We start from the raw sequence: 23,756 nt of genomic DNA, 5'->3' as shown, positions 1-23,756 counted from the left end.
CGTCGTTCGCGCGTCACGACCTGGCCGGATGGCCAGGTTGCGCACGATTGTCCAGCAAGCGATGCTCCCGTCAGGACGCGAGCATGTGCTCGACGAGCTCAACCCAATGCACGACAGGCGTGGAGGTGCCGCTTTGCAGATGCGCAATACAACCCACATTCGCGGATACGATGATCTGCGGCTCCTGTGCCTTCAACTTTTCCAGCTTCTGGTTGCGCAAAGCGTACGAAAGCGCGGGCTGCGTGAGCGAATAGGTGCCCGCGGAGCCGCAGCACAGATGGCTGTCAGCGGGCAGTCTCACCTCGATGCCGAGCGCCGTCAGCAAATGCTCGACCTTGCCGCGAATCTGCTGGCCATGCTGCAGCGTGCAGGGCGGGTGATAGGCGACGGTATGCACAGCGCGGCGGCGCGTGAGCGGCGTCAGCGCCTCCTCGAATTCCGGCAGGATTTCGCTGATGTCGCGCGTCAGTTCAACAATGCGTTTCGCTTTTTCCGCGTACACCGGGTCGTTGCGCAACAGGTGCGCGTACTCCTTCACGGTCGCACCGCAGCCCGACGCGTTCATCACGATCGCTTCGACCCCCTGTTCGACATGCGGCCACCATGCGTCGATGTTGTGCCGCACATCGTCGAGCGCCTCGTCGTTGTAGCCCAGGTGCAGCCGGATCGCGCCGCAACAGCCCGCTTCCGGCGCGATGACCGTCTGGATGCCCAGCGCGTCCAGCACGCGCGCCGTCGCGATATTGACGTTCGGCATCATCGAGGGCTGCACGCAACCGGCCAGCATCAGCATCTTGCGCGGATGCGTGCGCGTCGGCCATTCGAGCTGGCGCTGGCGTTGCGGCACCTTGTCACGCAGCTTCTTCGGCAGCAGCGGACGAAAGTGCTGACCAAGCCGCATCGCAGGCGTGAACAGCGTGCTGTTCGGCACGAAGCTCGCCAGTATGCGGCGCATCAGACGCTGGCCGAACGGGCGCGGCACTTTCTCTTCGGTGAGCTTGCGGCCGATTTCGACCAGCCGGCCGTATTGCACGCCCGACGGGCACGTCGATTCGCAATTGCGGCACGTGAGGCAACGGTCAAGGTGCAACTGCGTGCTGCGCGTGACTTGCGTGCCTTCCACCATCTGCTTGATCAGATAGATGCGCCCGCGCGGACCGTCCAGTTCGTCGCCGAGCAATTGATACGTCGGGCAGGTGGCCGTGCAAAAGCCGCAATGCACGCATTTGCGCAGGATGGCGTCGGCTTCGTCACCTTCGGGGGTATTGCGGATGAAGTCGGCGAGATTGGTTTGCATCGCGCGCTCAGAAGTCGGGGTACAGGCGGCCGCGGTTAAAGATGCGCGCCGGGTCAAAGGCGGCTTTGAGGCCGCGGTGAATCTTCATCAACGGAGTGGGCAGCGGGGTGAAGACGCCTGCGCCGCGGTCGTATCCGAGCCCGGTGCGGAAAATGGTTGCGTGGCCGCCCGCCTGTTTCGCGCTGATGCGCACGGTCTGCGCGTCGGCGTCGGTAATCCACCAGCGTTGCGCACCGCCCCATTCCATCAGTTGCGCGCCGGGCAGCTGCAGCGGCTCGGTGATGGTCGGCAGCGCGAGACGCCACAGCGCGGACTTCGGTCCGATCGCGGCGAAGAACGGATCGGTCTGCTCGCGCAGGCCTGCCCAGAAGCGTTCGGCTTCGACGGCATCCACCACCTCGCCGCCGAGCGATGTGCGTGCGGATTTGACGGCCGCTTCGGCTCCGCCCAGCCGCACGGCCAGCGTGCCGTTGCGCCATGCGCTGCCTGTGATCGGCAGCGGGCGGCCACCCCATTCGTTGAGCTTGCGGACGGCATCGGTGCCGTTCATATCGAACTTCAGCGTCGCTTCGGCCTTGGGACGCGGCAGCACCTTGACGGACAACTCGAGAATCAGCCCAAGCGTTCCGAGAGAACCGGCCATCAGACGGGAAACGTCGTAGCCTGCAACGTTCTTCACGACCTGTCCGCCGAAATGCAAAACCTGGCCCTGACCGTTCATGACGACCGCGCCGAGCACGAAGTCGCGTGGCGCGCCGGCTGAATGGCGACGCGGACCGGCGATGCCGGCCGCGATGCAACCGCCGAGCGTCGCTTGCGGGCCGAAATGAGGCGGCTCGAACGCGAGCATCTGTTCGTGTTCGGCGAGTGCCGCTTCGATTTCGAGGAGCGGCGTGCCGGCGCGCGCGGTGATGACGAGCTCGGCGGGATCGTACGTAATGATGCCGCGATGCGCGCGCGTGTCGAGGATCTCACCCTGCAATGACTGGCCGTACCAGTCCTTCGTGCCGCCACCCCGGATGCGGATCGGCTGCTCCGCGGCTGTGGCCCCGCGAACCCGTTCCGACCACGCGGCGACGATGTCGTCCTCTTTCATGGTGCGTTGCTTCGTTGTAGTGCTTTCGATTGTACCGGCGGAAGCCGCGCTGGCAACCCGGTTCCGACCCGTATCAAACGGATTGCGTTTTATGCGCTTCGGCGATGCGTGTTTCGCAGCTGAAAGCGGGCGTACATGTGACCGGCTGCTCCGCCTGGGGCGCGCGCTGCCGGCTTGAGCCGGATCGGCTCATCCCTGCAGCAGCGCGGGCGTTCAAAAACGCGGCAGTTCCGGATGCGGCAGCAGTCCGCCGCGCACATGCATCTTGCCGTACTCGGCGCAACGCGCCCGGGTTGGAATGCCCTTGTCGGGATTGAGCAGCCGGGCGGGATCGAACGCACGCTTCACCGCGTGAAACGCGTCGCGCTCCTCCGGCGAGAACTGCACGCACATCGAATTGATCTTTTCGATGCCCACGCCGTGTTCGCCCGTCACCGTCCCGCCCAGCTCGACGCATGTCTCGAGGATGTCGCAGCCGAAAGCCTCCGCGCGGTGCCACTCGTCGAGATCGTTGCCATTGAAGAGGATCAGCGGATGCATGTTGCCGTCGCCGGCATGAAACACGTTGATGCAGCGCAGGTTGTACTTCTGCTCCATCTCCTCGATGCGCGCGAGCAGCGGCCCGATGCTGCGGCGCGGCACCGTGCCGTCCATGCAGTAATAGTCGGGGGAAATGCGGCCTGCAGCCGGAAACGCGTTCTTGCGGCCCGACCAGAAGCGCAGGCGCTCGGCTTCCGTGCGCGAAATCTGGATGCGCGTCGCGCCATGCTCACGCAACACAGCCGTCATCCGCACGATTTCCTCGCTGACCTCTTCAGGCGTGCCATCGGACTCGCACAGCAGAATCGCGGCGGCATCCAGGTCGTAGCCCGCGTTGACGAATTCTTCGACGGCGCGCGTGGCGGGCTTGTCCATCATTTCGAGACCAGCGGGGATGATGCCCGATGCGATGATGCCCGCGACGGCGTCGCCGCCTTTCACGACGTCGTCGAAGCTGGCCATGATGACCTGCGCGGCCTGCGGCTTCGGAATCAGCTTGACGGTGACTTCCGTCACGATCGCGAACATGCCTTCGCTGCCGATCATGACGGCGAGCAGATCGAGGCCGGGGGCGTCGGGGCTCAGCGAGCCGAATTCGACGATTTCGCCTTCCATCGTGATTGCCCGCACCCGCATCACGTTATGCACCGTGAGGCCGTATTTGAGGCAGTGCACGCCGCCCGAATTTTCCGCGACATTGCCGCCGATCGTGCAGGCGATCTGCGACGACGGGTCGGGCGCGTAATAGAGCCCGTAAGGCGCAGCCGCTTCCGATATCGACAGGTTGCGCACGCCGGGCTGGACGGTGGCCGTGCGCGCGTACGGGTCGACTTCGATGATCTTGCGAAAGCGCGCGAGCGACACGACCACGCCATGCCGGATCGGCATCGCGCCGCCTGACAGGCTCGTGCCCGCGCCCCGCGGCACGATGGGCACATTCAGCCGGTGGCAGATCTGCACGATGCGCTGCACCTGCGATTCGGTTTCCGGCAGCGCGACAGCCAGCGGCAGTCGACGGTATGCGGCGAGGCCGTCGCATTCGTACGCGACAGTATCTTCCTCGCGAAACAGAAGGCAGTGCGTCGGCAGCACGGCCATCAGCGCTTGCACGACTTCGCGCTGCCGTTGCGCGAGCATCTCGGGCGACAGTTCAGGCGTCAACTCAGGGGACAGCTCGCCGGGTGCGTTCATGGAATGTCTCCTCCTCGGATGGCCGCGCGCGTCGTTGCGCCGCGCGGCCGGACCTGCTGTTAGGCTAGGCCGCCCACGTAAAAATCTTGCCGGGGTTCATCAGGTTGCGCGGGTCGAGTGAGCGTTTGATGGAGCGCATCACGTCAACCGCCACGGGTCCGTGTTCTTCGAGCAGAAAGCCCATCTTGTGCAAGCCGACGCCGTGCTCACCCGTGCAGGTGCCGTCCATGCGCAGCGCGCGCTGCACGATACGATGGTTCAGCCGCTCCGCTTCTTCAAGCTCTTCTGGCTTGTTCGGGTCGATCAGCATGGCGACGTGGAAGTTGCCGTCGCCGACATGCCCGACGATCGGGCAGGGCAGCGGCGAGCGCTTCAGGTCTTCTTCCGTTTCGACCACGCATTCGGCAAGTCGCGAAATCGGCACACAGACATCCGTGGTCACGGCGCGGCTGCCGGGTTTCAGCTGCAGCATCGCGAAGTAGGCGCTGTGCCGCGCATTCCACAGACGGCTGCGGTCTTCCGGGCGCGTCGCCCATTCGAAGTCTTCGCCCTTGTTCTGCGCGGCGATTTCCTGCACGAGTTCGGCCTGCTCCTTCACACCCGCTTCCGTGCCATGAAACTCGAAGAACAGCGTGGGCGCTTCGCGCAGTGTCAGGTTCGAATGCCGGTTGATCGAGCGCACGGCGAGCGAATCGACGAATTCGACGCGCGCGATGGGCACGCCAATTTGAATGGTTTCGATCACGGCGCGCACCGCGTCGCCCATCGATGGGAAAGCGCAAACGGCCGCCGACACGGCTTCGGGCTGCGGATACAGCCGCACGGTGATTTCGGTGATCACGCCCAGCGTGCCTTCCGAACCGACGAAAAGCCGCGTGAGGTCATAACCCGCCGACGATTTGCGCGCGCGCGTGCCCGTCTGGATCACGCGGCCATCGGCGAGCACTACGGTCAGGCCCAGCACGTTTTCGCGCATCGTGCCGTAGCGCACGGCGTTGGTGCCCGAGGCGCGCGTCGCCGACATGCCGCCGATGCTCGCGTCCGCGCCTGGATCGATCGGGAAAAAGAGGCCGGTGTCGCGAAGCGCTTCATTCAGTTGCTTGCGCGAAATGCCGGGCTCGACGGTGACGGTCAGATCTTCCGCGTTGATCGACAGCACGCGGTTCATGGCGGAAAGATCGATCGACACGCCGCCTTGCACGGCGAGCAGATGGCCTTCGAGCGAGGAACCATTGCCGTACGGAATGATGGGCACGTCGTATTGGCCGCACAGTTTGACGATGGCTTGCACGTCTTCCGTGCTGTTCGCAAAGACGACGGCGTCGGGCAATTGCGGATCAAATGGAGACTCGTCGCGGCCGTGATGCGTTCGGACAGCTTCGGAAGTGGATACGCGCTCGCCGAATGCCGACTTCAGCGCATTGAGAAGTTCTGCAGGAAAAGGGCGGCGCACGGGGGCCGGCGGCACGGGATGGTTCACCTGCGTCTCCTGATGGCGAATGTTCTGATGGTTGTTGACCATTTTACGCCGATCGTCCGGCGGCGCGGGGTCAGGCGCGCAGGCGGGCGTGGCGCCCGCGAGCGCGACGTCCCGCAACTTTATAATGAGACGATGCTGTACGGCATCCCGCCGGATCGATGCATCGCGAACCAGTACGAGGACACGGACATCATGGGCAACCGCTTGAGCAAGATCGCGACGCGCACGGGCGACGACGGCACCACGGGCCTTGGCGATGGCAGCCGCGTGCGAAAGGACGATGCGCGTATTGCCGCGATCGGCGACGTCGACGAGCTGAACTCGAATATCGGCGTGCTGCTGTGCGAACCGTTGCCCGACGACGTGCGCGCGGCGCTGACAGCGATTCAGCACGATCTGTTCGATCTGGGCGGCGAGCTGTGCATTCCCGGCCATTCGCTGATCGCGGATACGCATCTGGCGCAGCTCGACGCCTGGCTCGCCGAATACAACGCAACGCTGCCGCCGCTCAAGGAGTTCATTTTGCCGGCGGGCACGCGAGCGGCCTCGCTTGCGCATGTGTGCCGGACCGTTTGCCGCCGTGCGGAGCGCGCAATCGTCGCGCTCGGCGCTGTCGACGCGATCAACGATGCGCCGCGACGCTATGTGAACCGCTTATCCGATTTGCTGTTCGTGCTGGCGCGCGTGCTGAACCGCGTGGACGGCGGCAGCGACGTGCTGTGGCGCCACGATCGCGGCGCGAACGGCTAACGCAACGAATAGCGACGTGTCATTCAACCGCCTAACCGATCGCCAGCGTGACGGGCTTGCCGATGCGGCTCATCATTTCGACGAGCGTATCGATGGTGAACTTGGCTGTTTTCTTGTTGACGACGTCAGACACGCGCGGGCGCGATACCATCAGGATTTCCGCCGCCTCGGACTGCTTCAGATGATGCTGCTCGATCCACGTGGACAGCTCCGTCATCAGCTGTTCCTTGAGCAGGCGTGTGTCGTTGATCTGTTTCTGCGAAACGGCTTGCAGACGCTTTGCTTCGTCTGCGGGAAAGCCGAGTTCGAGAAACAGATTCGCCCCCGGCTTTGTTACGTGACGGATCTTCGTGTCGATCGTCCTGGTCATGCTTTCCTCACATGGCTATAGCGCGATAGCGCATTTCGGCGATTTGCCTGTCGTGACGGCTGGTGGCCTGCGTCTTTTTCTGGAAGCCGTGCAGCACATAGACGGCCTCGACGAACTTGGCCACATACATCACGCGAAAAGCACCTTCCTGTTTCAATGACGCGAATTTCGCGCGTGCCGGGCCGACGGTATCGAACGGCTTCCAATTGTCCGGATCGAGCCCTGCGTGAATCTTGACGAGCTGAAAGCCCGCCTGGCGGCGCGCTTCATCCGGGAACGCAATCAGATCACCGTAGCTGGAGCCGACCCGGCGAATCTCTTTTTCCAGCTCCATGAACTCCCTTCATGTACAAAATTTTATACACGAACTCTCCGATGTTCAACGTGCTTTCGCGATCACGGGAACAAGCTTTGAAGGTACAGAAAGGGCGAGTGGAATTCGATTCGGCCGAACGGCCAAAAAAATGCCCGGCTGCGCGAGCCGGGCGAAGTCTGCGTGAAAAGAGAGAATTGGTTGTCAGTTGCCGCTGCCGCGCGCGACGCGCCGTTGCTTGACGGCCTCCGCAAGACCTTCGAGCACGGCGACGCTGTCGTCCCAGCCGATGCACGCATCGGTGATGCTCTGGCCATACGTCAGTGCGCAGCCTTCCTGCAGGTCCTGGCGGCCGGCGACGAGATGCGACTCGACCATCACGCCGACGATCCGCTCGTCGCCCGCCGCAATCTGGCGGCCGATGTCCGCGCACACGGGAATCTGGTTCTCATGCTTCTTCGAGCTGTTTGCGTGGCTCGCGTCGATCATCAGGCGCGCGGCGAGGCCGGCCTTGCCGATGTCGGTGCATGCGGCGTTCACGCTGTCGGCGTCGTAGTTGGGCGTCTTGCCGCCGCGCAGGATGATGTGGCAGTCCTCGTTGCCCGCTGTCGAGACGATGGCCGAATGGCCGCCCTTCGTCACCGACAGGAAATGGTGCGGCTGCGACGCGGCCTTGATGGCATCGACGGCGATCTTCACGTTGCCGTCCGTGCCGTTCTTGAAGCCGACGGGGCACGACAGGCCCGACGCCAGCTCGCGATGCACCTGCGATTCCGTCGTACGCGCGCCGATCGCGCCCCACGAGATCAGATCGGCGATGTATTGCGGGCTGATCATGTCGAGGTATTCGGTGCCGGCGGGCAGGCCCAGTTCGTTGATCTTCATCAGCAGCTCGCGCGCGGTGCGCAGGCCGTCGTTGATCTTGAAGCTGTTGTCCATGTACGGGTCGTTGATGAGACCCTTCCAGCCCACCGTCGTGCGCGGCTTCTCGAAGTACACGCGCATCACGATTTCCAGCTCGCCGGCAAAGCGCTTGCGCTGCTCGATCAGGCGACCGGCGTATTCCATGGCGGCCTTCGTGTCGTGAATCGAGCACGGTCCGACGATGACGATCAGACGGTCGTCCATGCCGTGCAGAATCCGGTGCATCGACTGACGTGCATTGAAGATCAGGTCGGACACCTTCTCGTCGCACGGGAACTCGCGGATCAGGTGAGCGGGCGGCGTCAGCTCTTTTAGTTCGCGGATGCGGACATCGTCGGTATTGTGCGGGGGCATGGTTTTCTCCTCGATTCGTTCGTAGCGCGGTTCGCGCGGTCTGCACATCCCGTGGTGGCACCGCAGCGAACTCATCAACAGGCTAAAAAGGTCAAAGTCAAAGTGGGTAGGGACGAAAAAAAAAACCGCCAGACTCGCTGGCGGTTTTTTCGGGAATTTCAGGTGCCTATGTACGTTCACACCCCTCTCGATCCGCCAGCGGTCTGAGATGCCCCAAAAAAGTAAAAATAAAACTTGGCGGACATGGCGAAAAAGGGTTGCTCGTCGAAAGGTTGATTTACTTTATAACCCGAGGTTCGCTCAGCTGGCAAGCCGCAGGCCGTGAAAATGCGGAAAATCCGCACGATTGGCGCAATCAATGCGCGAATCGTGCGAGCGACGCGAAATCAGACCGTGCCGCCAACCGTCATTTTCTCGATGCGCAGCGTGGGCTGTCCGACGCCGACGGGCACGCTCTGGCCTTCCTTGCCGCACACGCCGACGCCCGTATCCAGCGACATGTCGTTGCCGATCATGCTGACGTACTTCAGCGATTCCGGGCCGCTGCCGATCAGCGTCGCGCCCTTGACGGGATAGGTGATCTTGCCGTTTTCGATCATGTACGCCTCGGACGCCGAGAACACAAACTTGCCGTTCGTGATATCGACCTGGCCGCCGCCGAAGTTCACCGCATACAGGCCGTTCTTCACGGACGCGATGATTTCCTGCGGGTCCTTGTCGCCGTTGAGCATGTACGTGTTGGTCATGCGCGGCATCGGCAGCGCGGCGTACGACTCGCGGCGCGCGTTGCCCGTCACGGGCATCTTCATCAGGCGCGCGTTCAGCGTGTCCTGGATGTAGCCCTTCAGGATGCCGTCTTCGATCAGCGTCGTGCACTGCGTCGGGTTGCCTTCGTCGTCGATGTTCAGCGACCCGCGGCGGTTCGGCAGCGTGCCGTCGTCGACGACGGTCACGCCCTTGGCCGCAACCTGCTCGCCGATGCGCCCGGCAAACGCCGACGAGCCTTTACGGTTGAAGTCGCCTTCCAGACCGTGGCCGATCGCTTCGTGCAGCAGCACGCCGGGCCAGCCCGGTCCGAGCACGACCGTCATTGCGCCGGCGGGCGCCGGGCGCGCGTCCAGATTCACCAGCGCCGCGTGCACGGCATCGTCGACGTATTTCGACAGGAGTTCGTCCGTGAAATAGCCGTAGTCGTAGCGGCCGCCGCCGCCGCCGCTGCCGATTTCGCGGCGGCCGTTCTGCTCGGCGATCACCGTCACCGATACGCGCACGAGCGGGCGGATGTCCGCCGCAAGCGCGCCGTCGCTGCGCGCGACGAGCACCACGTCGTATTCGCCTGCGAGTCCCGCCATCACCTGCGTGATGCGCGGATCACGGCTGCGCGCCATCTGCTCGATGCGCTCGAGCAGCTTGACCTTGGCCGTCGCGTCGAGCGAATGCAGCGGATCGGACGGCAGATACAGATCGCGGCCGGACACACCCGTGAGCGTCGACGCCGCCTTGATCTTCTGCTTGCCACCGCCCGCCTTGGCGATTGCGCGGGTGGCGATCGCCGCCTGGCGGATCGCCTCGGGTGACAGGTCGTCCGAATACGCGAACGCCGTGCGGTCGCCCGACACGGCGCGCACGCCGACGCCCTGGTCGATGCTGAAGCTGCCCGATTTGACGATGCCTTCTTCCAGGCTCCACGCCTCGCTGCGCGTGGCCTGGAAGTAGAGATCGGCGTAATCGACGCGATGCGTGAAGATTTCGGCGAGCGTGCGGGTCAGCACGGCTTCGTCCAGGCCGTAGGGCGTGAGGAGCACGTCTTTGGCCGTCGCGAGGTTACGGATGCTGGGTTCGATGATGTTCATGCGAAGTTCGCTCGATTCAGGGTGTTCGGTTGTGCACGCCCGTCAGATGGGTGACGGCAGCGGCACTTTCAATGTCTCGTTGATGCAATGCAGCTCAGTTGAGCACGCGATGACGCCAGGCCGGCAGGCTCTGCCGGACTTCGTCGATCCGTGCGCGCTCGATATTGCCCGCGACGACGGCCGCGCCTTCGTCGCGCACGTCGATGATTTCGCCCCACGGGTCGATCAACATGCTGTGGCCCCACGTGCGCCGGCCGTTTTCATGCTTGCCGCCTTGCGCGGCGGCGAGCACGTAGCATTGGTTCTCGACGGCCCGCGCGCGCAGCAGCGTTTCCCAGTGCGCGCGGCCCGTCGTGTACGTGAACGCCGACGGCACAACGATCAGCGCGCAGTCGCCCATGCGCCGGTACAGCTCGGGAAAGCGTAGATCGTAGCAGACGGACAGGCCCACGCGCCCGAACGGCGCATCGAACGTGCGCACCGTGTCGCCGGGGCGGATCGTGCGCGCCTCGTCGAACGATTCCTCGCCTTTCTCGAAGTTGAACAGATGGATCTTGTCGTAGCGCGCGGCCTCGTTGCCTTGCGGATCGAACACGAGCGTCGTGTTCAGCACGCGCGTTGCTTCGGGCGCCGTCAACGGCAGCGTGCCGCCGATCACCCAGACCTCGTGCCGGCGCGCGGCATCGGCCAGAAAGCGCTGGATCGGGCCGTCGCCGTAGGGTTCACGCACGGTGAGCTTGTCGGTGTCCTTGAAGCCCATGAAGCAGAAATACTCGGGCAGCAGGACGAGCTGAGCGCCTTCGGCGGCGGCTTGCGCGATCAGTCGTTCGGCGTCGGCAAGATTGCGCTCGCGATCGGGCGTGCTCACCATCTGCAACGCGGCGACGCGGAAGGGATCGGCTGGGAGGAAAGACTTCGCGGACTGCGTATTCAGGTCGCTCATGGGCGTTCGAAAAACTCCTGCAAGGGGCAGTGCGGACAAGCGGAAAGGCCAACGGCAGCGGCGTTCGCTGGGCCGCGAAACCCGGCGCCGAGGCTTGCCCCGGGCTCGCGCCTGGCGCTGGTCGGGCCCTCAGTTCGGCGTCGCGAGGGTAGCTGGCGCGTTCATATTACCGCGATCGTCGTGCACCCGCTCGACGTGCGGCTTGGCCCACGAACCCGTGATGGAGTAGTAGCGCGCAAACGCGTGTTCGAGCGAATGCGACAGGGCGACATCGCCGACCAGCGCGGCGAGTCCGAGCAGCGGGTTGATCACGGCCGCCACGATGACACCCGCGCCCGCGCTGACGGTCGGCACGACGTGCACGGTCAGATCCTGGGTTTCGTGCGTGAGGTCGACGGTACCCTTCATTTCGACGCGCCCGGGCGCCGTCACCAGTTCGAAGTTGTTCGTCGTGCCGATGCCGTGGTCGACCGTCGCCGTGCCCGTCACGTGTTCGAACGGCAGCCCTTCGCCGATCACGTCGCGGAAATCCATCGACGCATAGCGCGCGAGGCTTTGCAGGCTCAGCACGCCAAGCAGTTTCGCGACGCCCGGATCGACCTTGAGAATCTGCCCGTGCCGCAGGTCCACGGCGACGCTGCCGTCGAGCGTCGGATAGTCGGGCTTGGTCGGGCTGCCGCGCCAGCCGAGCTTGCCCGACAGCGAACCTTCGCCCGACTTCAGCGTGCGCGGCAGGCCGGCGCGGTCGAGCAGCAGCCCCGCGTCCTTGATGTCGAGCTTGAAATCGACTTCCGTGCCGCGCCCAGCTTCGTCGTCCTGATTCGCGCCGTAGTTGCGGCCGGTGCGCCAGTTCGCCGTCGCCTTGAGCACCGCGGCGGGGTTGCTGATCTGGAGCGAATCGAGCTGCCAGACGGGCGTGCCGTTGTCCTCGAAGTTGTGCGCGTTGACTTCGAGCTTGCCAAGATTGCGCTCGCGCACGATCAGTTCGTTGACGACGAGATCGATCGACGGAATGTTCTGCGCCGGCTGGTTGATCGCGGGACCGAGCAGGTCCTTCTCGGTCGCCGACGGAATCACGAGCCGCGCGAGCCGCGCCTGCAGCGTGCCGGGCGAACCCGGCTGGGCGCCCGGCAGCCATGACACGTGGCCGGATACCTGATTCGACGCGATGTTCGCCTGCCACTGGCGGTCGTCGTGCGACGCGCCGACCACCACGCTCTCCCAATGCCGCTTGAGCAGCGTCAGCGTGCCGATGTGGATGGCGAAGCGGTTCGGCATGAACTGCGCGGCCGTCGCACTGGGCGGCACGGGCGCGACGCCCTCGTTCGCCTTGCGCATTTGCAGGAAGAGGGCGCGCCAGGCATCGGCGTCGAGCGCGTCGATGTCGACGGCGGCGATCACGCCTTCGGACGGCAGATCGGCCGGCCGGTTCACGCCGACCGTGCCGCGCACGACTTCGGGCGGTTGGCCGGGCGTGTGGCGCAACACATACGCGGCCGCGATCGGGCCGAACGTGAGGTCGGCGCGTTCCAGTGCGGCGTTGTCACTGCCGGCGTCGGAGTCGGCGCCGCCGCTGGAAGCCACAGCTGCCGCACCTGCCGCACCTGCCAATCCGCTGGCGTTGGTGTTCGCATTGACGCTGGCGGCAGTCGGCCGGAAAGTGAAGTCGAGCGGCATCGGCGTGCCGACTGGCTTGTTGAACGGCGCGGGGAAATCGAGCGCGAGCCCCGTCAGGTCCGAGTGCACGGCAAGCTCTGGCAGACGGCCCTTCGCGCCGCGCACGCTAATGCTGTACGGCGCGCTGCCGTTCATCCGCGTGAGCATTTGCGCAGGCAGGCCGCGCAGATTCAAGCCGCGCGCGGCGTCGACGGCGACTTTGCCGGACAGGTCGAGCGCGTACGTGCCCTGCTCGGTCAGCCCGCCCTTCGCGCGCAGATCGCCGCCCATGAACTGTCCTGACAGTCCGTCGATCTGCGCCGTGTGGTCGCTGAAATGCACGGTGCCGCGCAGTTGCGACAGCGGCGGAACGTTGTCCACCGAGAGTTTGTCGTTTTCGAACGCCAGCGACCCCTCCACCGACACACGCACCTTCGGCGGCGTGACGCCCGGCGGCATCGGCGGGTTGCGCGGCACCGTCAGCTTGAGTGCGAGGGCGGCAGGGCCATCGGCGTGCAGCTTTTCGGTCTGATGTTTCGACAACCCGGCGAGCGCGCTGTTGTTCACGTAATCGAGCATGTCGGCGAGTGGTCCGTGGCCGCTGCCCGTGATCACGAGGCTCGACTCGCGCCGGCCAAGGTCGTCGATCTTGCCCGTCACCTTGCCCATCGCGATGCCCTTGTAGTGCGCACGGTCGACGTCGAAGCGCAGCAGCTGTTGCTGCAGCAGGAACGTGCCGTCGATGCCGTCGAACGCGGGCCACACGTTCGGCGTGCCGTTCTTCAGCGTGCGCGGCGGATACGGCGACGGATCGAAGCGTCCGCCCGTGAACGGCGCGACGATCTTAAAGACGCCCGCATCCGGATCGCGCGAGTAGGGAAATTTCTCAAGGTTGCCGTGAATCTCGATGGTTGCGCCGCGCGAGATGCCCGCCTGCAGCCCGTGCGTCAGATAAATCCGCAGCTTCTCGCTGATGCTGGTCGGCAGATAGCGCGTGATGCGCGTGACCTGCGCGCGCTCGAAGTCGGCTTTCAGATCGAGCGAGCCGCGCCCGCTGCCGACGTTCGAATAGCTGGCCGTCGCCTTGGCCGCCGTGTCCGCGTTCGACACCCTCAGCTCCGACACATCGACCTTGAACGCCTTATGCCGCTGGCCCGGATCGATGTTGGGCGAGATCGTCCACGTGCCTTTGCCGCTCAGATGATCGAAGGTGAGGCGCGGATCGTCGAACACACCGGGCAGCGTGAGCGCCGCGTTGGCCGTATCGAGGGCGATCGAGCCGTGCTTTTCGTCGGCATCGACGCTGCCCCACAGGTTCTCGACGCCAGGAATGCCCGCGCGCGGGTGAAAGCGCGCGGTGAGGCCCGGCGGCGGCTCCTGCGCGGCGACGCTGATGCCTTGCAGATCGGCCTTGAAGCGATAGCGGACGATCGGCTCCGCGCCCGGCTCGCGATGCTCGCTCGCCGCTTGGCCCGAATCGGGCTTGCCGCGCTCGACTTCGATCGTGTAGTTCGCGACCAGCCCGCGCGGGTTGAAGCGCACGAGGCTGTTCAGGAGGCGCGTCGGCAGCGGCAGCGCGCGGCTGAATTCCGCGAGAACGCCCAGGTCGACGCGGTCGCCTGAGATGCTGATCAGCTGACCATGCTGGACGCTCGGCATCCGGTAGCGGCTCGACAGTGTTTGCAGCGCGAGAATGCGTGCGACGGGCGTGCCGTCGTCGAGCGGCGGCTGGCCGAGTTCGGCGCGCAGGTTGTTGAGGTCGAGCGTCCATTCGTCGCCGTCGTGCGCGACCGCCCACGAAAAGCGCGCGACGGGCACGTCGAGCTTCGGCTGCGCCGGCTTGACCCGCAACGCGATGTTGCTGCCCGACAGCTCGCCCGACGCGGATCGCACGCGGCCCTGCCCGAACTGCAGCCAGATCGCGTTATCGATGCGGCCCGCGTACGTCTCGATCGGGAATTCGATATAGCGGGCGAGCATGGGCAGATCGACGGGGCCCGTCGAAATGTACGCTTCGCCCGTCCAGTTGATCGGCTTGCCCATTGCCGCGAGACGCGCATGGCGAAAGTTCGCGCGGAAGTCGAGCGGGCCGAACAGCACCTTGCCGTCAGGCGGCGCCTGCAGCGCAAACCGGTGGTCGTAGCCGTCGCTGAGGATGGCGAGGCGGATATTCTGCAGGGCGATCTCGGGCGCGTCGCGGCGCGCGTCGTGCCAGCGCAGCGTGCCGCCGCGCAGGATGATCGCCTGCTGCCGAAGCAGCCATGTGCTGAACGTGTCGTTGCCGGAATGGGCGGTCGGCAGCATGACGCCCGCGACCGTCAGCGCGCCGTCCGTCTCGCGTTCGACGAGCAGATCCGGCTGATCGACGATCACGCTCGACAAGATCGGCGCGAGCTTCCAGACAGACGACCACGACACCGTTGCGCTCGCATGCGGGATGCTCAGCGCGGTCTTGCCTTCGCGGTTGCGGATGGTGACGTCGGTGACTTCGAGGCCGGGCTGGAAGCCCGTCCAGTGCGGCGCGATCTTGCCGATCGTGATCTGGGCGCGGATTTTCTCGGAGATGGCCGACTCGATTTGCGGCCGGAACGAGTCGACGCGCGGCAGCACGATATAGCGCAGCCCGAGCACGGCGAGCCCGACGACGAAATACAGGAATAGCGCAACGACGAGCAGCACGCGCAACGTGTGGCGCAGCACCGCGTGATCGCTTCCGCCTACGGGCATGACGCGTCCAGCTTCGTGCGGGTCGGCGGATGAGTTTCGCTCGGACATGCTGCGACGGGGTAGGCGTATGGTAGTTTTGCGGTCTAACGACGAAATGTATCACACGGACCTGCGGCAAAGCCTGACAGGGGCGGCTTGTGTGCGCGAGGCCACACGGCGCGCCGGCGGGTTGCGCGCACGCATCGACCATCTGAAGACAGAAACCAGCAACGAACGAGCCAGCTCCTTGATGACCGAACCCTCCCTGTTGAGTTCCAGCTATTCGCACTACGCATCGCGCGCCTATGCGGCGCAACCCGATCTCGCGTCGCGGGTCGCTGCGCTGGCGGCGGCGCCCGTCACGCGTGCGCGCATCGACGAGCGCCTCGATGCCTTGCTCGCCGCGCTGCGCCCGTCGCCCGGCGCGCATCTTTCCGAAGATGCGCTGAAAAAGGCGCTGCGCCAGCTTCGCATGGAAGTGTTCTGCGCCGTCATGGAGCGCGATCTTGCGCGCGCCGCCGACGTCGCCGAAGTCACGGGCACGATGACCGATCTCGCGGAAGCGACGGTCCAGTGCGCGATGTCCGTCGTGTCCGCCGATCTCGAAGCGCTGTACGGCGAGCCGCGCGGTTCGCAGGGAGAGCGGCTGGCGCTGGGCGTGGTCGGCATGGGCAAGCTGGGCGGGCGCGAGCTGAACGTGTCGTCGGATATCGACCTGATCTTCGTCTACGAAGACGACGGCGAGACGACGGGCGGCCAGCGCTCGTCCATCGCGACGCAGGACTTCTTCACGCGCCTGGGCAAGCGGCTGATCGCGGCGCTCGCCGAGGTGACGGCGGACGGCTACGTGTTTCGCGTCGACATGCGGCTGCGGCCGAACGGCGATTCCGGGCCGCTTGTGTGCAGCCTCGGCATGCTGGAAGAGTATTTCTACGTCCAAGGGCGCGAGTGGGAGCGCTATGCTTGGATCAAGGGCCGGCTCGTGTCGGAGCACGACAGCGACGCGGCGCGCCGGCTGTCGCGGCAGCTCGACGCGATCGTCAAGCCGTTCGTGTACCGGCGCTATCTGGACTTCGGCGTGATCAGCGCGATCCGCTCGCTGCATCTGCAGATTCGCCAGGAAGCGCAGCGGCGCGCGTCGATGCGTCCCGACAAGGCCGACGACATCAAGCTTGGACGCGGCGGCATCCGCGAGATCGAGTTCAGCGCGCAGGTATTCCAGTTGATCCGCGGCGGTCAGGATGCGGGCTTTCGCGTGCGCCCGACGCTCGCCGTGCTGCGCCATGCGGCCGCGCGCGGTTTGATCGCGCCGAACGTGTGCGCGGACCTGTCGGCCGCGTATCTGTTTTTGCGCGAGCTCGAGCATCGGCTGCAATACCGGAACGACGCGCAGACGCACGCCATGCCCGTCGATCCCGGCGAGCGCGCGCATCTGGCCGGGGCGATGGGTTTTGCCGACTACCCGTCGCTGATGGCGACGCTGGAGGCGCACCGCGAACGGGTCGAACAGCAGTTCGACCAGATCTTCGCCGACAAGGTGAGCGGACAGGGCGGCTGCGGCGCGCCCGAAGACGGCGCGGGCGTCTGGGTCTGGAGCAGCGCGCTCGCCGACGACAGCGCCGACGAGGCGCTTTCCGCGCGGCTCACGGAGCTCGGCATCGATGCGCCGGGCGAACTGCTCGCGCGGATGAAAGGCGTGTGGCAGTCGTCGCGTTACGCGGGGCTGGCCGAGCGCAGCCGCCAGCGCTTCGACATCGTCGCGCAGCGTGCGCTCGAGGCCGCGCGCACGCTGGAGCCGCCCGAGCGGCGCGCCGGCATTCTCGCGCGCCTGTTCGATCTGCTCGAAGCCATTTCGCGGCGTGGCGCGTACCTCGCACTGCTGACGGAATATCCGCAGGCGCTGCATCGCGTGCTGTCGGTGCTCGGCGCGTCGCGGTGGGCAGCGGGCTATCTGATCCGCCATCCGCAACTGCTCGACGAGCTGCTCGACGACGAAGCGATGGCGAGTCCGTTCGACTGGCCCGAGTTCAAGCGCAGCCTGCGCCTGCGGCTCGCGGCCGCCGACGGCGTCGAGCAGCAGATGGACTTGCTGCGCCACGCGCACCAGGCCGAGGTGTTCCGCATTCTGCTGATCGATCTGGCGGGCAAGCTGAGCGTGGAGCATGTCAGCGACCGGCTGTCGGAGCTCGCCGACGCCGTGCTCGACGTGACCATCGAAGCCGTCTGGAACCAGCTCGCCAAGCGGCATCGCGAGGTGCCGCGCTTTGCGATCATTGCGTACGGAAAGCTGGGTGGAAAGGAACTCGGCTACGCGTCGGACCTGGATCTGATCTTTTTGTACGATGATCCCGACGACGCCGCGTCCGACGTCTACGCAACCTTCACGCGCCGGCTGATCACGTGGCTCACGACGGCCACGGGCGCGGGCACGCTGTTCGACGTCGATCTGCGGCTGCGTCCGAACGGCGAGTCGGGTCTGCTGGTCACGGATCTCGACGCGTTCCGCCGTTATCAGCTGCGCGAGGGCGACGCGGCCAACACCGCGTGGGTCTGGGAGCACCAGGCGCTGACGCGCGCGCGTTACTGCGCGGGCGATCCGTCGATCGGCGCGCGGTTCGAGGCGATTCGCGAGCAGGTGCTGACGACCCCGCGCGATGCCGCGACGCTCGCCGCGGAAATCGTCGACATGCGGCAGCGTGTCGAGGACGGACACCCGAACCGCACCGAGCTGTTCGATCTGAAGCACGATCGCGGCGGCATGGTCGATATCGAATTCGCCGTGCAGTATTGGGTGCTGCTGCACGCGGCGCGCGATCCGGAGCTGATCCGTAACACGGGCAACATCGCGCTTTTGCGCGAAGTGTCGCGGTTCGGGCTGATGAGCGGCGAGGAGGCGGATACCGTCGGCGCGGCTTACCGGACCTATCGGAAGCTGCAGCACAAGCTGCGGCTCGACGGCATGGAGAAGGCGCGCGTGGAGCCGCAGACGGTTGAAAAAGAGCGCGAGGCCGTGCTGCGGCTGTGGAAGCGGGTGTTCGGTTAAGGCGTGATGCGGGCGCGGCTTGATTGGGCCCGAGGCTGCGGGCTCGCTGGTGCTTCGTGCGTTTCGTGCGCTGCACGGCTGGCGCGGGTCGCGCCGCCGCGTTTGCAAGCCTCACGCCGTGGTCAGCATTTCCTTCGCGTGCTTGCGCGTGGTGGCCGTAATTTCCAGGCCGCCCAGCATTCGCGCGACTTCCTCGATGCGGCTCGCCTTGTCGAGCGACGTGACCGTGCTGAGCGTGCCGCCCTTGCCATTGCTGCTCTTTGCGACCTGGAAGTGACGATCGCCGCGCGCGGCGACCTGCGGCAAGTGCGTCACGCATAGCACCTGACGCTGCTCGCCAAGCTGGTGCAGCAGACGTCCCACCACTTCGGCGACGCCGCCGCCGATGCCCGTGTCCACTTCGTCGAAGATCAAGGTGGGCGTGGGGCTGGCGGCGCTCGCGATCACGGCGAGGGCGAGGCTGATACGCGCGAGTTCGCCGCCCGACGCGACCTTGGCGAGCGGCCGCAGCGGCACGCCTGCATGGCCGGCGACGCGGAATTCGATCTGCTCCATGCCATGCGCGCCGCCTTCGGGCTGCGGCACCAGCGCGACTTCGAAGCTGCCGCCCACCATCGACAGTTCCTGCATGCCCGTCGTCACGGCAGCGCCGAGCGCCTTCGCGGCCTTCGCGCGCGCCTTCGACAGCACCTTTGCTTCGGCGGCGTAGGCCGCTTTTGCTTTGGCTTCGGCGGCACGCAGCGCGTCCAGGTCGGCGGCGGCGTCGAGCTTCGCGAGCTGCTCGCGGCGCTCCTGATGTTCCTGCGGCAACGTTTCGGGCTGCAGCCGGAATTTGCGCGCGGTCGAATGCAGCGCGTCGAGGCGCTTTTCCACCTGGGCCAGGCGGTCGGGGTCGAGGTCGAGCCGCTGCGCATAGTGGCTCAGCGAATACGCGGCTTCCTGCAGCTGGATTTCGGCGGGCTCGAGCGCGGCCAGCGCGTCGTTCAGCGCGGGATCGATCTCGGCGAGATCGCGCATCTTCGAGACGATCGACGACAGATGGCCGATCATCGCGTCGTCGGATTCGGATAGCGCCGACAGCGCGCCCTGCACGCCGTCGATCAGATTGGCCGAATGCGACAGCCGCCGATGCTCGGCGTTGACTTCTTCCCACTCGCCGGGCTGCGGCGACAGCTTGTCGAGTTCGGCGAGCTGCCAGGCAAGGCGCTCGCGTTCCAGTTGCAGTTCGCGGTCCTTGCTCTGCGCGGTTTCGACGGCCTGTGCCGCGTCGCGCCATGCGCGCCACGCGCGGGTCACGGACGCCGTGGTGTCGAGCAGCCCCGCGTGGGTATCGAACAGTTCGCGCTGCGCGTCGGGCCGCATCAACAGTTGATGCGCGTGCTGCCCGTGGATATCGACGAGCATCTCGCCGACTTCGCGCAGTTGCGTGAGCGTGGCCGGCGTGCCGTTGATGAACGCGCGCGAGCGGCCGTTTGCATCGACCACGCGGCGCAGCAGCACTGTGTTGCCGTGCTCCGAATCGTCGGCGGCGAGCGCCTGCTCGTCGAGCCATGCGTCGACGAGGGGATGCGTGTCGAACTCGGCCGTGATGTCCGCGCGGGCCTCGCCCGTGCGCACCACGCTCGCATCGGCGCGCGAGCCGAGTGCCAGCGCGAGCGCGTCGATGAGGATGGATTTGCCGGCGCCCGTTTCGCCGGAGAAAACCGTAAAGCCGCTGTCGAATTCGAGGTCGAGCGCGGCGACGATGACGAAGTCGCGTATCGAGAGGTGGCGGAGCATGTTCAGTCTCTCGGATCGTCTTCGTGCGAAGGATACTCGTTCCAGTGCAGCTTCTTGCGCAGCGTCGCGTAGTAGCTGTAGCCGACGGGATGCAGGAAGGGCACCGTGTGACGCGAACGGCGTACGTCGATCGTGTCGTTCAGTTCGAGTGCCGTGAAAGACTGCATGTCGAAGTTCACGTTAACGTCCCGGCCCGAGATGATCTGGATGCTGACCTTCGACTCGTCGGGAATCACGATCGGGCGGTTGGACAGCGCGTGCGGCGCGATCGGCACCAGCACGAGCCCCTGCAGCTGCGGATGCAGGATCGGCCCTTGCGACGACAGCGCGTAAGCCGTGGAGCCCGTAGGCGTCGCGACGATCAGGCCGTCCGAGCGCTGGTTATACATGAAGCGCCCGTCCACCGACACGCGCAGCTCCGCCATGCCCGAGAAGCCCGAGCGGTTCACGACGACGTCGTTAAAGGCGAGTGCGTGGTAGATCGGCTGGCCGTCGCGCATGATCCGCGATTCAAGCAGCGTGCGCTCTTCCCGCTCGAAACTGCCTGACAGCATCTGCGGGATGATCTCGCGCATGTCGGAGAACGGAATGTCCGTGATGAAGCCCAGCCGGCCGTGGTTGATGCCGATCAGCGGCGTCTTGTACGGCGCCAGTTGCCGTCCGATGCCAAGCATCGTGCCGTCGCCGCCGAGCACGATGGCGACGTCCGCGCGCGCGCCGATTTCGGCGGGGCGCAGCGCGGGCCATTGCGAGACGCCGATCTCCTGCGCCGTCTCCGCCTCGAATGCGACTTCATAGCCGAGCTTTTCCAGGCACGTGGCGAGCGCGGTCAACGGCTCTCCGATGCCCGGCGTATTGCTGCGCCCGACGAGCGCAACGGTCTTGAACTGGCTGTTAGCTTGCATGCCGGCATTACACCATAGGTGCGACCTGAAAAGAACCGTCGACGGCAGCGGCGGTGCGGCGGCCCGGGCGGTTGCGCCGAGGCCGCGTTACGCCGTCCAGCCTTCGGCCGATTATCGTTAGAATGGTGAAGTCCTCATGACAGACGTGATGGCTGCATAGACAAATGCGATGCGGCTCGTGCGCGGGCGGGGTGCCGCGCGAGGTGCGCCGGGCAGCCGGCCGGACGCGCCGCGAGCCGCCGCGCGCTCGCCGCGATGCGGTGGTTACGCTAAAATTTTTCGCCATGCTAGATCCTCGCGCACAAACCCTCCTGAAAACGCTGATCGAGCGGTATATAGCCGAAGGTCAGCCGGTCGGCTCGCGCACGTTGTCGCGGTACTCCGGGCTCGAGCTGAGCCCGGCTACCATCCGCAACGTGATGTCCGATCTGGAGGAGCTGGGGCTCGTCATCAGTCCGCATACGTCCGCTGGGCGGATTCCCACACCGCGAGGCTACCGGCTGTTCGTCGACACGATGCTGACCGTCGAACCCGCCGCCGACGAAGATGCCGTCATGCGCGCCGTCAAGACCACGCTGCAGCCGGGCGAGCCGCAGAAAGTGGTGGCGGCGGCCGCAAGCGTGCTGTCCAACCTGTCGCAGTTCGCGGGTGTCGTGCTGACGCCGCGCCGCAGCCACGTGTTCAAGCAGATCGAGTTCCTGCGTCTGTCCGACAAGCGGATTCTGCTGATCATCGTGACGCCGGAAGGCGACGTTCAGAACCGCATCATGGCGACGCAGCGCGATTTCACGCCGTCTCAGCTGGTCGAGGCATCCAATTACATCAACGCGCACTTCGCGGGCCTGTCGTTCGACGAGGTGCGCCGGCGTCTTCGTGAAGAAATCGACGAATTGCGCGGCGACATGACGACGCTGATGCACGCGGCCGTCACGGCGAGCACGGACGTCACGGATACGGGCGAAACCGTGCTGATTTCCGGCGAGCGCAATCTGCTCGAAGTGGCCGATCTGTCGTCGGACATGGCGCGGCTGCGCAAGCTTTTCGATGTGTTCGATCAAAAGACGAGTCTCCTGCAGTTGCTCGATGTGTCCAGTCACGCGCAAGGCGTGCAGATTTTCATTGGAGGCGAATCGAACCTCGTTCCCATCGAGGAAATGAGCGTGGTAACCGCGCCGTACGAAGTGAACGGCAAGATCGTCGGCACGCTCGGCGTGATAGGCCCGACGCGCATGGCCTACAACCGCGTGATTCCCATCGTCGACATCACGGCGCGCCTGCTATCGTTGACGCTCAGCCAGCAATAGAGCAGATCCATCCGGCAATGCTGCGATGGTGTTCATCATGCGCGGCGTTTTTGGCCTTGCCAATTGGCCGAATGGCCAGGTATCGGCGGCAGACCGCGCCGCTATAATGAGCTTCAGTCCATTGCGTGCCGCGCGTCGCGCGGCTCTTTCCTTCTGCCTATGCGCTTCGATCTCGAGCGGCCGTCGCAGTCCGCTGCGGCACATCGTGTCGCCGTGTTGCTGATCAATCTTGGTACGCCCGACGCGCCCACGCCTCGCGCCGTGCGGCGCTATCTGGCGCAGTTCCTGTCCGATCCGCGCGTCGTCGAGATTCCGTCGTTGCTGTGGCAAATCATCCTGCGTCTGCTGATTCTGCCGTTTCGAGGCGTAGCTTCGGCGAAGAAGTACGCGGCCGTGTGGATGCCGGAAGGCTCGCCGCTGCGCGTGCACACTGAGAAACAGGTAGAAGGGCTGCGGCATCTGCTGCAGCTGAACGACTATTCCGTGATCGTCGATTACGCGATGCGCTACGGCACGCCCGGCATTCCCGCCATGCTCAATCAGTTGAAGCTGGCGGGCGCCGAGCGCATTTTGCTGATGCCGATGTACCCGCAGTATTCGTCGTCGACAACGGCCACTGCCTTCGACGACGCGTTCGCCGCGCTCAAGCGCATGCGCAACCAGCCGGAAATCCGCACGGTGCGTCAGTACGCGGATCATCCCGCCTATATCGCAGCGCTCGCCGCGCAGGTGAATCACTACTGGCATGCGCACGGCCGCCCGGATTTCGCGGCGGGCGACAAACTGGTGCTGAGTTTCCACGGCGTGCCGAAGCGCACGCTCGATCTGGGCGACCCGTACCACGAGCAATGCCAGCAGACGGCGTCGCTGTTGATGCATGCGCTCGGGCTCACGCCCGTCGAGTGCCGGGTTACGTTCCAGTCGCGTTTCGGCAAGGCAGAGTGGCTGCAACCCTATACGGCGCCGACGCTGAAGGAACTGGGTGCGGCGGGCGTGCGCCGGGCGGACGTGTTCTGTCCGGGTTTCACGGCCGACTGTCTGGAAACGATCGAGGAGATCGGCATGGAAGTGCGCGACGAATTCGTGCACGCCGGCGGGAAAGTTTTTCACGCGATTCCCTGCCTGAATGCATCGCACGCGTGGATCGCGGCGCTCGGCGAAATCGTTGCCCAGCACCTGCAAGGCTGGCCGGTGCAGGCAAGCGCGCCGCAAACCGTGCCCGTTGCCTGAATTGTCATGTCCGGCATGCAAT

At 65.4% G+C, this 23,756-nt stretch carries 16 protein-coding genes; 4 read left to right on the top strand and 12 right to left on the bottom strand.

From position 1 onward, the window contains the following. Positions 1-70 precede the first annotated feature (70 nt). The 4 genes from glcF to H3V53_RS19175 all read right to left on the bottom strand — a co-directional run bounded on the left by glcF (position 71) and on the right by H3V53_RS19175 (position 5,604). Positions 71-1,297 carry a glycolate oxidase subunit GlcF gene (gene glcF / locus H3V53_RS19190; protein ID WP_336599328.1) on the bottom strand — a complete coding sequence of 409 codons (1,227 nt, stop codon included), beginning with the start codon at positions 1,295-1,297 and terminating at the stop codon, positions 71-73. A gap of 7 nt (positions 1,298-1,304) precedes the next feature. Then, the gene (glcE, locus tag H3V53_RS19185; protein ID WP_336599327.1) at positions 1,305-2,393 is read right to left on the bottom strand and encodes a glycolate oxidase subunit GlcE; all 1,089 of its coding nucleotides are present in this window, start codon (positions 2,391-2,393) and stop codon (positions 1,305-1,307) included. Between the two features lie 213 nt (positions 2,394-2,606). Next, a complete protein-coding gene (locus H3V53_RS19180; protein WP_054919052.1) occupies positions 2,607-4,124 on the bottom strand; it encodes an FAD-linked oxidase C-terminal domain-containing protein in 1,518 nt (505 codons plus the stop codon). Between the two features lie 64 nt (positions 4,125-4,188). Further along, positions 4,189-5,604, bottom strand: a complete 1,416-nt coding sequence (locus H3V53_RS19175) for an FAD-binding oxidoreductase (RefSeq protein WP_336599339.1) — start codon at positions 5,602-5,604, stop codon at positions 4,189-4,191. A gap of 192 nt (positions 5,605-5,796) precedes the next feature. On the opposite strand from H3V53_RS19175, the gene H3V53_RS19170 reads away from it, so the two are divergent. Then, positions 5,797-6,354: a cob(I)yrinic acid a,c-diamide adenosyltransferase gene (locus tag H3V53_RS19170; protein ID WP_336599338.1), complete on the top strand. Its 558-nt coding sequence runs from the start codon at positions 5,797-5,799 to the stop codon at positions 6,352-6,354. Between the two features lie 31 nt (positions 6,355-6,385). Here H3V53_RS19170 and H3V53_RS19165 read toward each other — a convergent pair whose 3' ends face one another. From H3V53_RS19165 to H3V53_RS19140, 6 genes are all read right to left on the bottom strand, one after another. Next, positions 6,386-6,724 carry a helix-turn-helix domain-containing protein gene (locus H3V53_RS19165; RefSeq protein WP_336599326.1) on the bottom strand — a complete coding sequence of 113 codons (339 nt, stop codon included), beginning with the start codon at positions 6,722-6,724 and terminating at the stop codon, positions 6,386-6,388. Positions 6,725-6,731: 7 nt separating this feature from the next. Further along, positions 6,732-7,058: a type II toxin-antitoxin system RelE/ParE family toxin gene (locus tag H3V53_RS19160; protein ID WP_336599325.1), complete on the bottom strand. Its 327-nt coding sequence runs from the start codon at positions 7,056-7,058 to the stop codon at positions 6,732-6,734. Between the two features lie 183 nt (positions 7,059-7,241). Beyond that, on the bottom strand, positions 7,242-8,315 hold the full coding sequence (gene aroG, locus H3V53_RS19155; RefSeq protein ID WP_054919074.1) for a 3-deoxy-7-phosphoheptulonate synthase AroG: 1,074 nt from the start codon (positions 8,313-8,315) through the stop codon (positions 7,242-7,244). A 386-nt stretch (positions 8,316-8,701) separates the two neighbouring features. Then, complete coding sequence (gene tldD / locus H3V53_RS19150; RefSeq protein ID WP_336599324.1) at positions 8,702-10,168, bottom strand: metalloprotease TldD; 1,467 nt, start codon at positions 10,166-10,168, stop codon at positions 8,702-8,704. Positions 10,169-10,262: 94 nt separating this feature from the next. After that, positions 10,263-11,111, bottom strand: coding sequence for a carbon-nitrogen hydrolase family protein (locus H3V53_RS19145; RefSeq protein ID WP_336599323.1), 849 nt, complete (start codon positions 11,109-11,111; stop codon positions 10,263-10,265). A gap of 129 nt (positions 11,112-11,240) precedes the next feature. Beyond that, complete coding sequence (locus H3V53_RS19140) at positions 11,241-15,542, bottom strand: YhdP family phospholipid transporter (RefSeq protein WP_336599322.1); 4,302 nt, start codon at positions 15,540-15,542, stop codon at positions 11,241-11,243. On the opposite strand from H3V53_RS19140, the gene glnE reads away from it, so the two are divergent. Beyond that, entirely contained in the window at positions 15,493-18,516 is a 3,024-nt protein-coding gene (glnE, locus tag H3V53_RS19135) for a bifunctional [glutamate--ammonia ligase]-adenylyl-L-tyrosine phosphorylase/[glutamate--ammonia-ligase] adenylyltransferase (protein ID WP_473766660.1), read from the top strand. The genes H3V53_RS19140 and glnE overlap by 50 nt on opposite strands. 111 nt (positions 18,517-18,627) lie before the next feature. Here glnE and recN read toward each other — a convergent pair whose 3' ends face one another. Together recN and H3V53_RS19125 are read right to left on the bottom strand one after the other, a co-directional pair. Continuing rightward, on the bottom strand, positions 18,628-20,295 hold the full coding sequence (gene recN / locus H3V53_RS19130; protein WP_336599320.1) for a DNA repair protein RecN: 1,668 nt from the start codon (positions 20,293-20,295) through the stop codon (positions 18,628-18,630). Between the two features lie 2 nt (positions 20,296-20,297). Then, positions 20,298-21,200, bottom strand: coding sequence for an NAD kinase (locus H3V53_RS19125; RefSeq protein ID WP_336599319.1), 903 nt, complete (start codon positions 21,198-21,200; stop codon positions 20,298-20,300). 284 nt (positions 21,201-21,484) lie between these two features. On the opposite strand from H3V53_RS19125, the gene hrcA reads away from it, so the two are divergent. Together hrcA and hemH are read left to right on the top strand one after the other, a co-directional pair. Further along, positions 21,485-22,504 carry a heat-inducible transcriptional repressor HrcA gene (gene hrcA, locus H3V53_RS19120; RefSeq protein WP_054919064.1) on the top strand — a complete coding sequence of 340 codons (1,020 nt, stop codon included), beginning with the start codon at positions 21,485-21,487 and terminating at the stop codon, positions 22,502-22,504. A 159-nt stretch (positions 22,505-22,663) separates the two neighbouring features. Beyond that, complete coding sequence (hemH, locus tag H3V53_RS19115; protein WP_336599318.1) at positions 22,664-23,734, top strand: ferrochelatase; 1,071 nt, start codon at positions 22,664-22,666, stop codon at positions 23,732-23,734. The last annotated feature ends 22 nt before the right edge of the window (positions 23,735-23,756 follow it).

The sequence above is a fragment of the Paraburkholderia bengalensis genome (genome assembly GCF_037126505.1).
Lineage (GTDB): Bacteria > Pseudomonadota > Gammaproteobacteria > Burkholderiales > Burkholderiaceae > Paraburkholderia > Paraburkholderia bengalensis.
Note: the sequence above shows the minus strand (reverse complement) of the source record. Positions and strands in the feature narration are given on the sequence as shown.

Bases quoted from the DNA above. Each gene is read 5' to 3' on its own strand.
- glnE (WP_473766660.1), top strand. From the start codon at position 15,493: ATGACGCGTCCAGCTTCGTGCGGGTCGGCGGATGAGTTTCGCTCGGAC.
- hemH (WP_336599318.1), top strand. From the start codon at position 22,664: ATGCGCTTCGATCTCGAGCGGCCGTCGCAGTCCGCTGCGGCACATCGT.
- hrcA (WP_054919064.1), top strand. From the start codon at position 21,485: ATGCTAGATCCTCGCGCACAAACCCTCCTGAAAACGCTGATCGAGCGG.
- glcF (WP_336599328.1), bottom strand. From the start codon at position 1,297: ATGCAAACCAATCTCGCCGACTTCATCCGCAATACCCCCGAAGGTGAC.
- glcE (WP_336599327.1), bottom strand. From the start codon at position 2,393: ATGAAAGAGGACGACATCGTCGCCGCGTGGTCGGAACGGGTTCGCGGG.
- recN (WP_336599320.1), bottom strand. From the start codon at position 20,295: ATGCTCCGCCACCTCTCGATACGCGACTTCGTCATCGTCGCCGCGCTC.
- H3V53_RS19170 (WP_336599338.1), top strand. From the start codon at position 5,797: ATGGGCAACCGCTTGAGCAAGATCGCGACGCGCACGGGCGACGACGGC.
- H3V53_RS19180 (WP_054919052.1), bottom strand. From the start codon at position 4,124: ATGAACGCACCCGGCGAGCTGTCCCCTGAGTTGACGCCTGAACTGTCG.
- H3V53_RS19160 (WP_336599325.1), bottom strand. From the start codon at position 7,058: ATGGAGCTGGAAAAAGAGATTCGCCGGGTCGGCTCCAGCTACGGTGAT.
- tldD (WP_336599324.1), bottom strand. From the start codon at position 10,168: ATGAACATCATCGAACCCAGCATCCGTAACCTCGCGACGGCCAAAGAC.
- H3V53_RS19165 (WP_336599326.1), bottom strand. From the start codon at position 6,724: ATGACCAGGACGATCGACACGAAGATCCGTCACGTAACAAAGCCGGGG.
- H3V53_RS19145 (WP_336599323.1), bottom strand. From the start codon at position 11,111: ATGAGCGACCTGAATACGCAGTCCGCGAAGTCTTTCCTCCCAGCCGAT.
- H3V53_RS19140 (WP_336599322.1), bottom strand. From the start codon at position 15,542: ATGTCCGAGCGAAACTCATCCGCCGACCCGCACGAAGCTGGACGCGTC.
- aroG (WP_054919074.1), bottom strand. From the start codon at position 8,315: ATGCCCCCGCACAATACCGACGATGTCCGCATCCGCGAACTAAAAGAG.
- H3V53_RS19125 (WP_336599319.1), bottom strand. From the start codon at position 21,200: ATGCAAGCTAACAGCCAGTTCAAGACCGTTGCGCTCGTCGGGCGCAGC.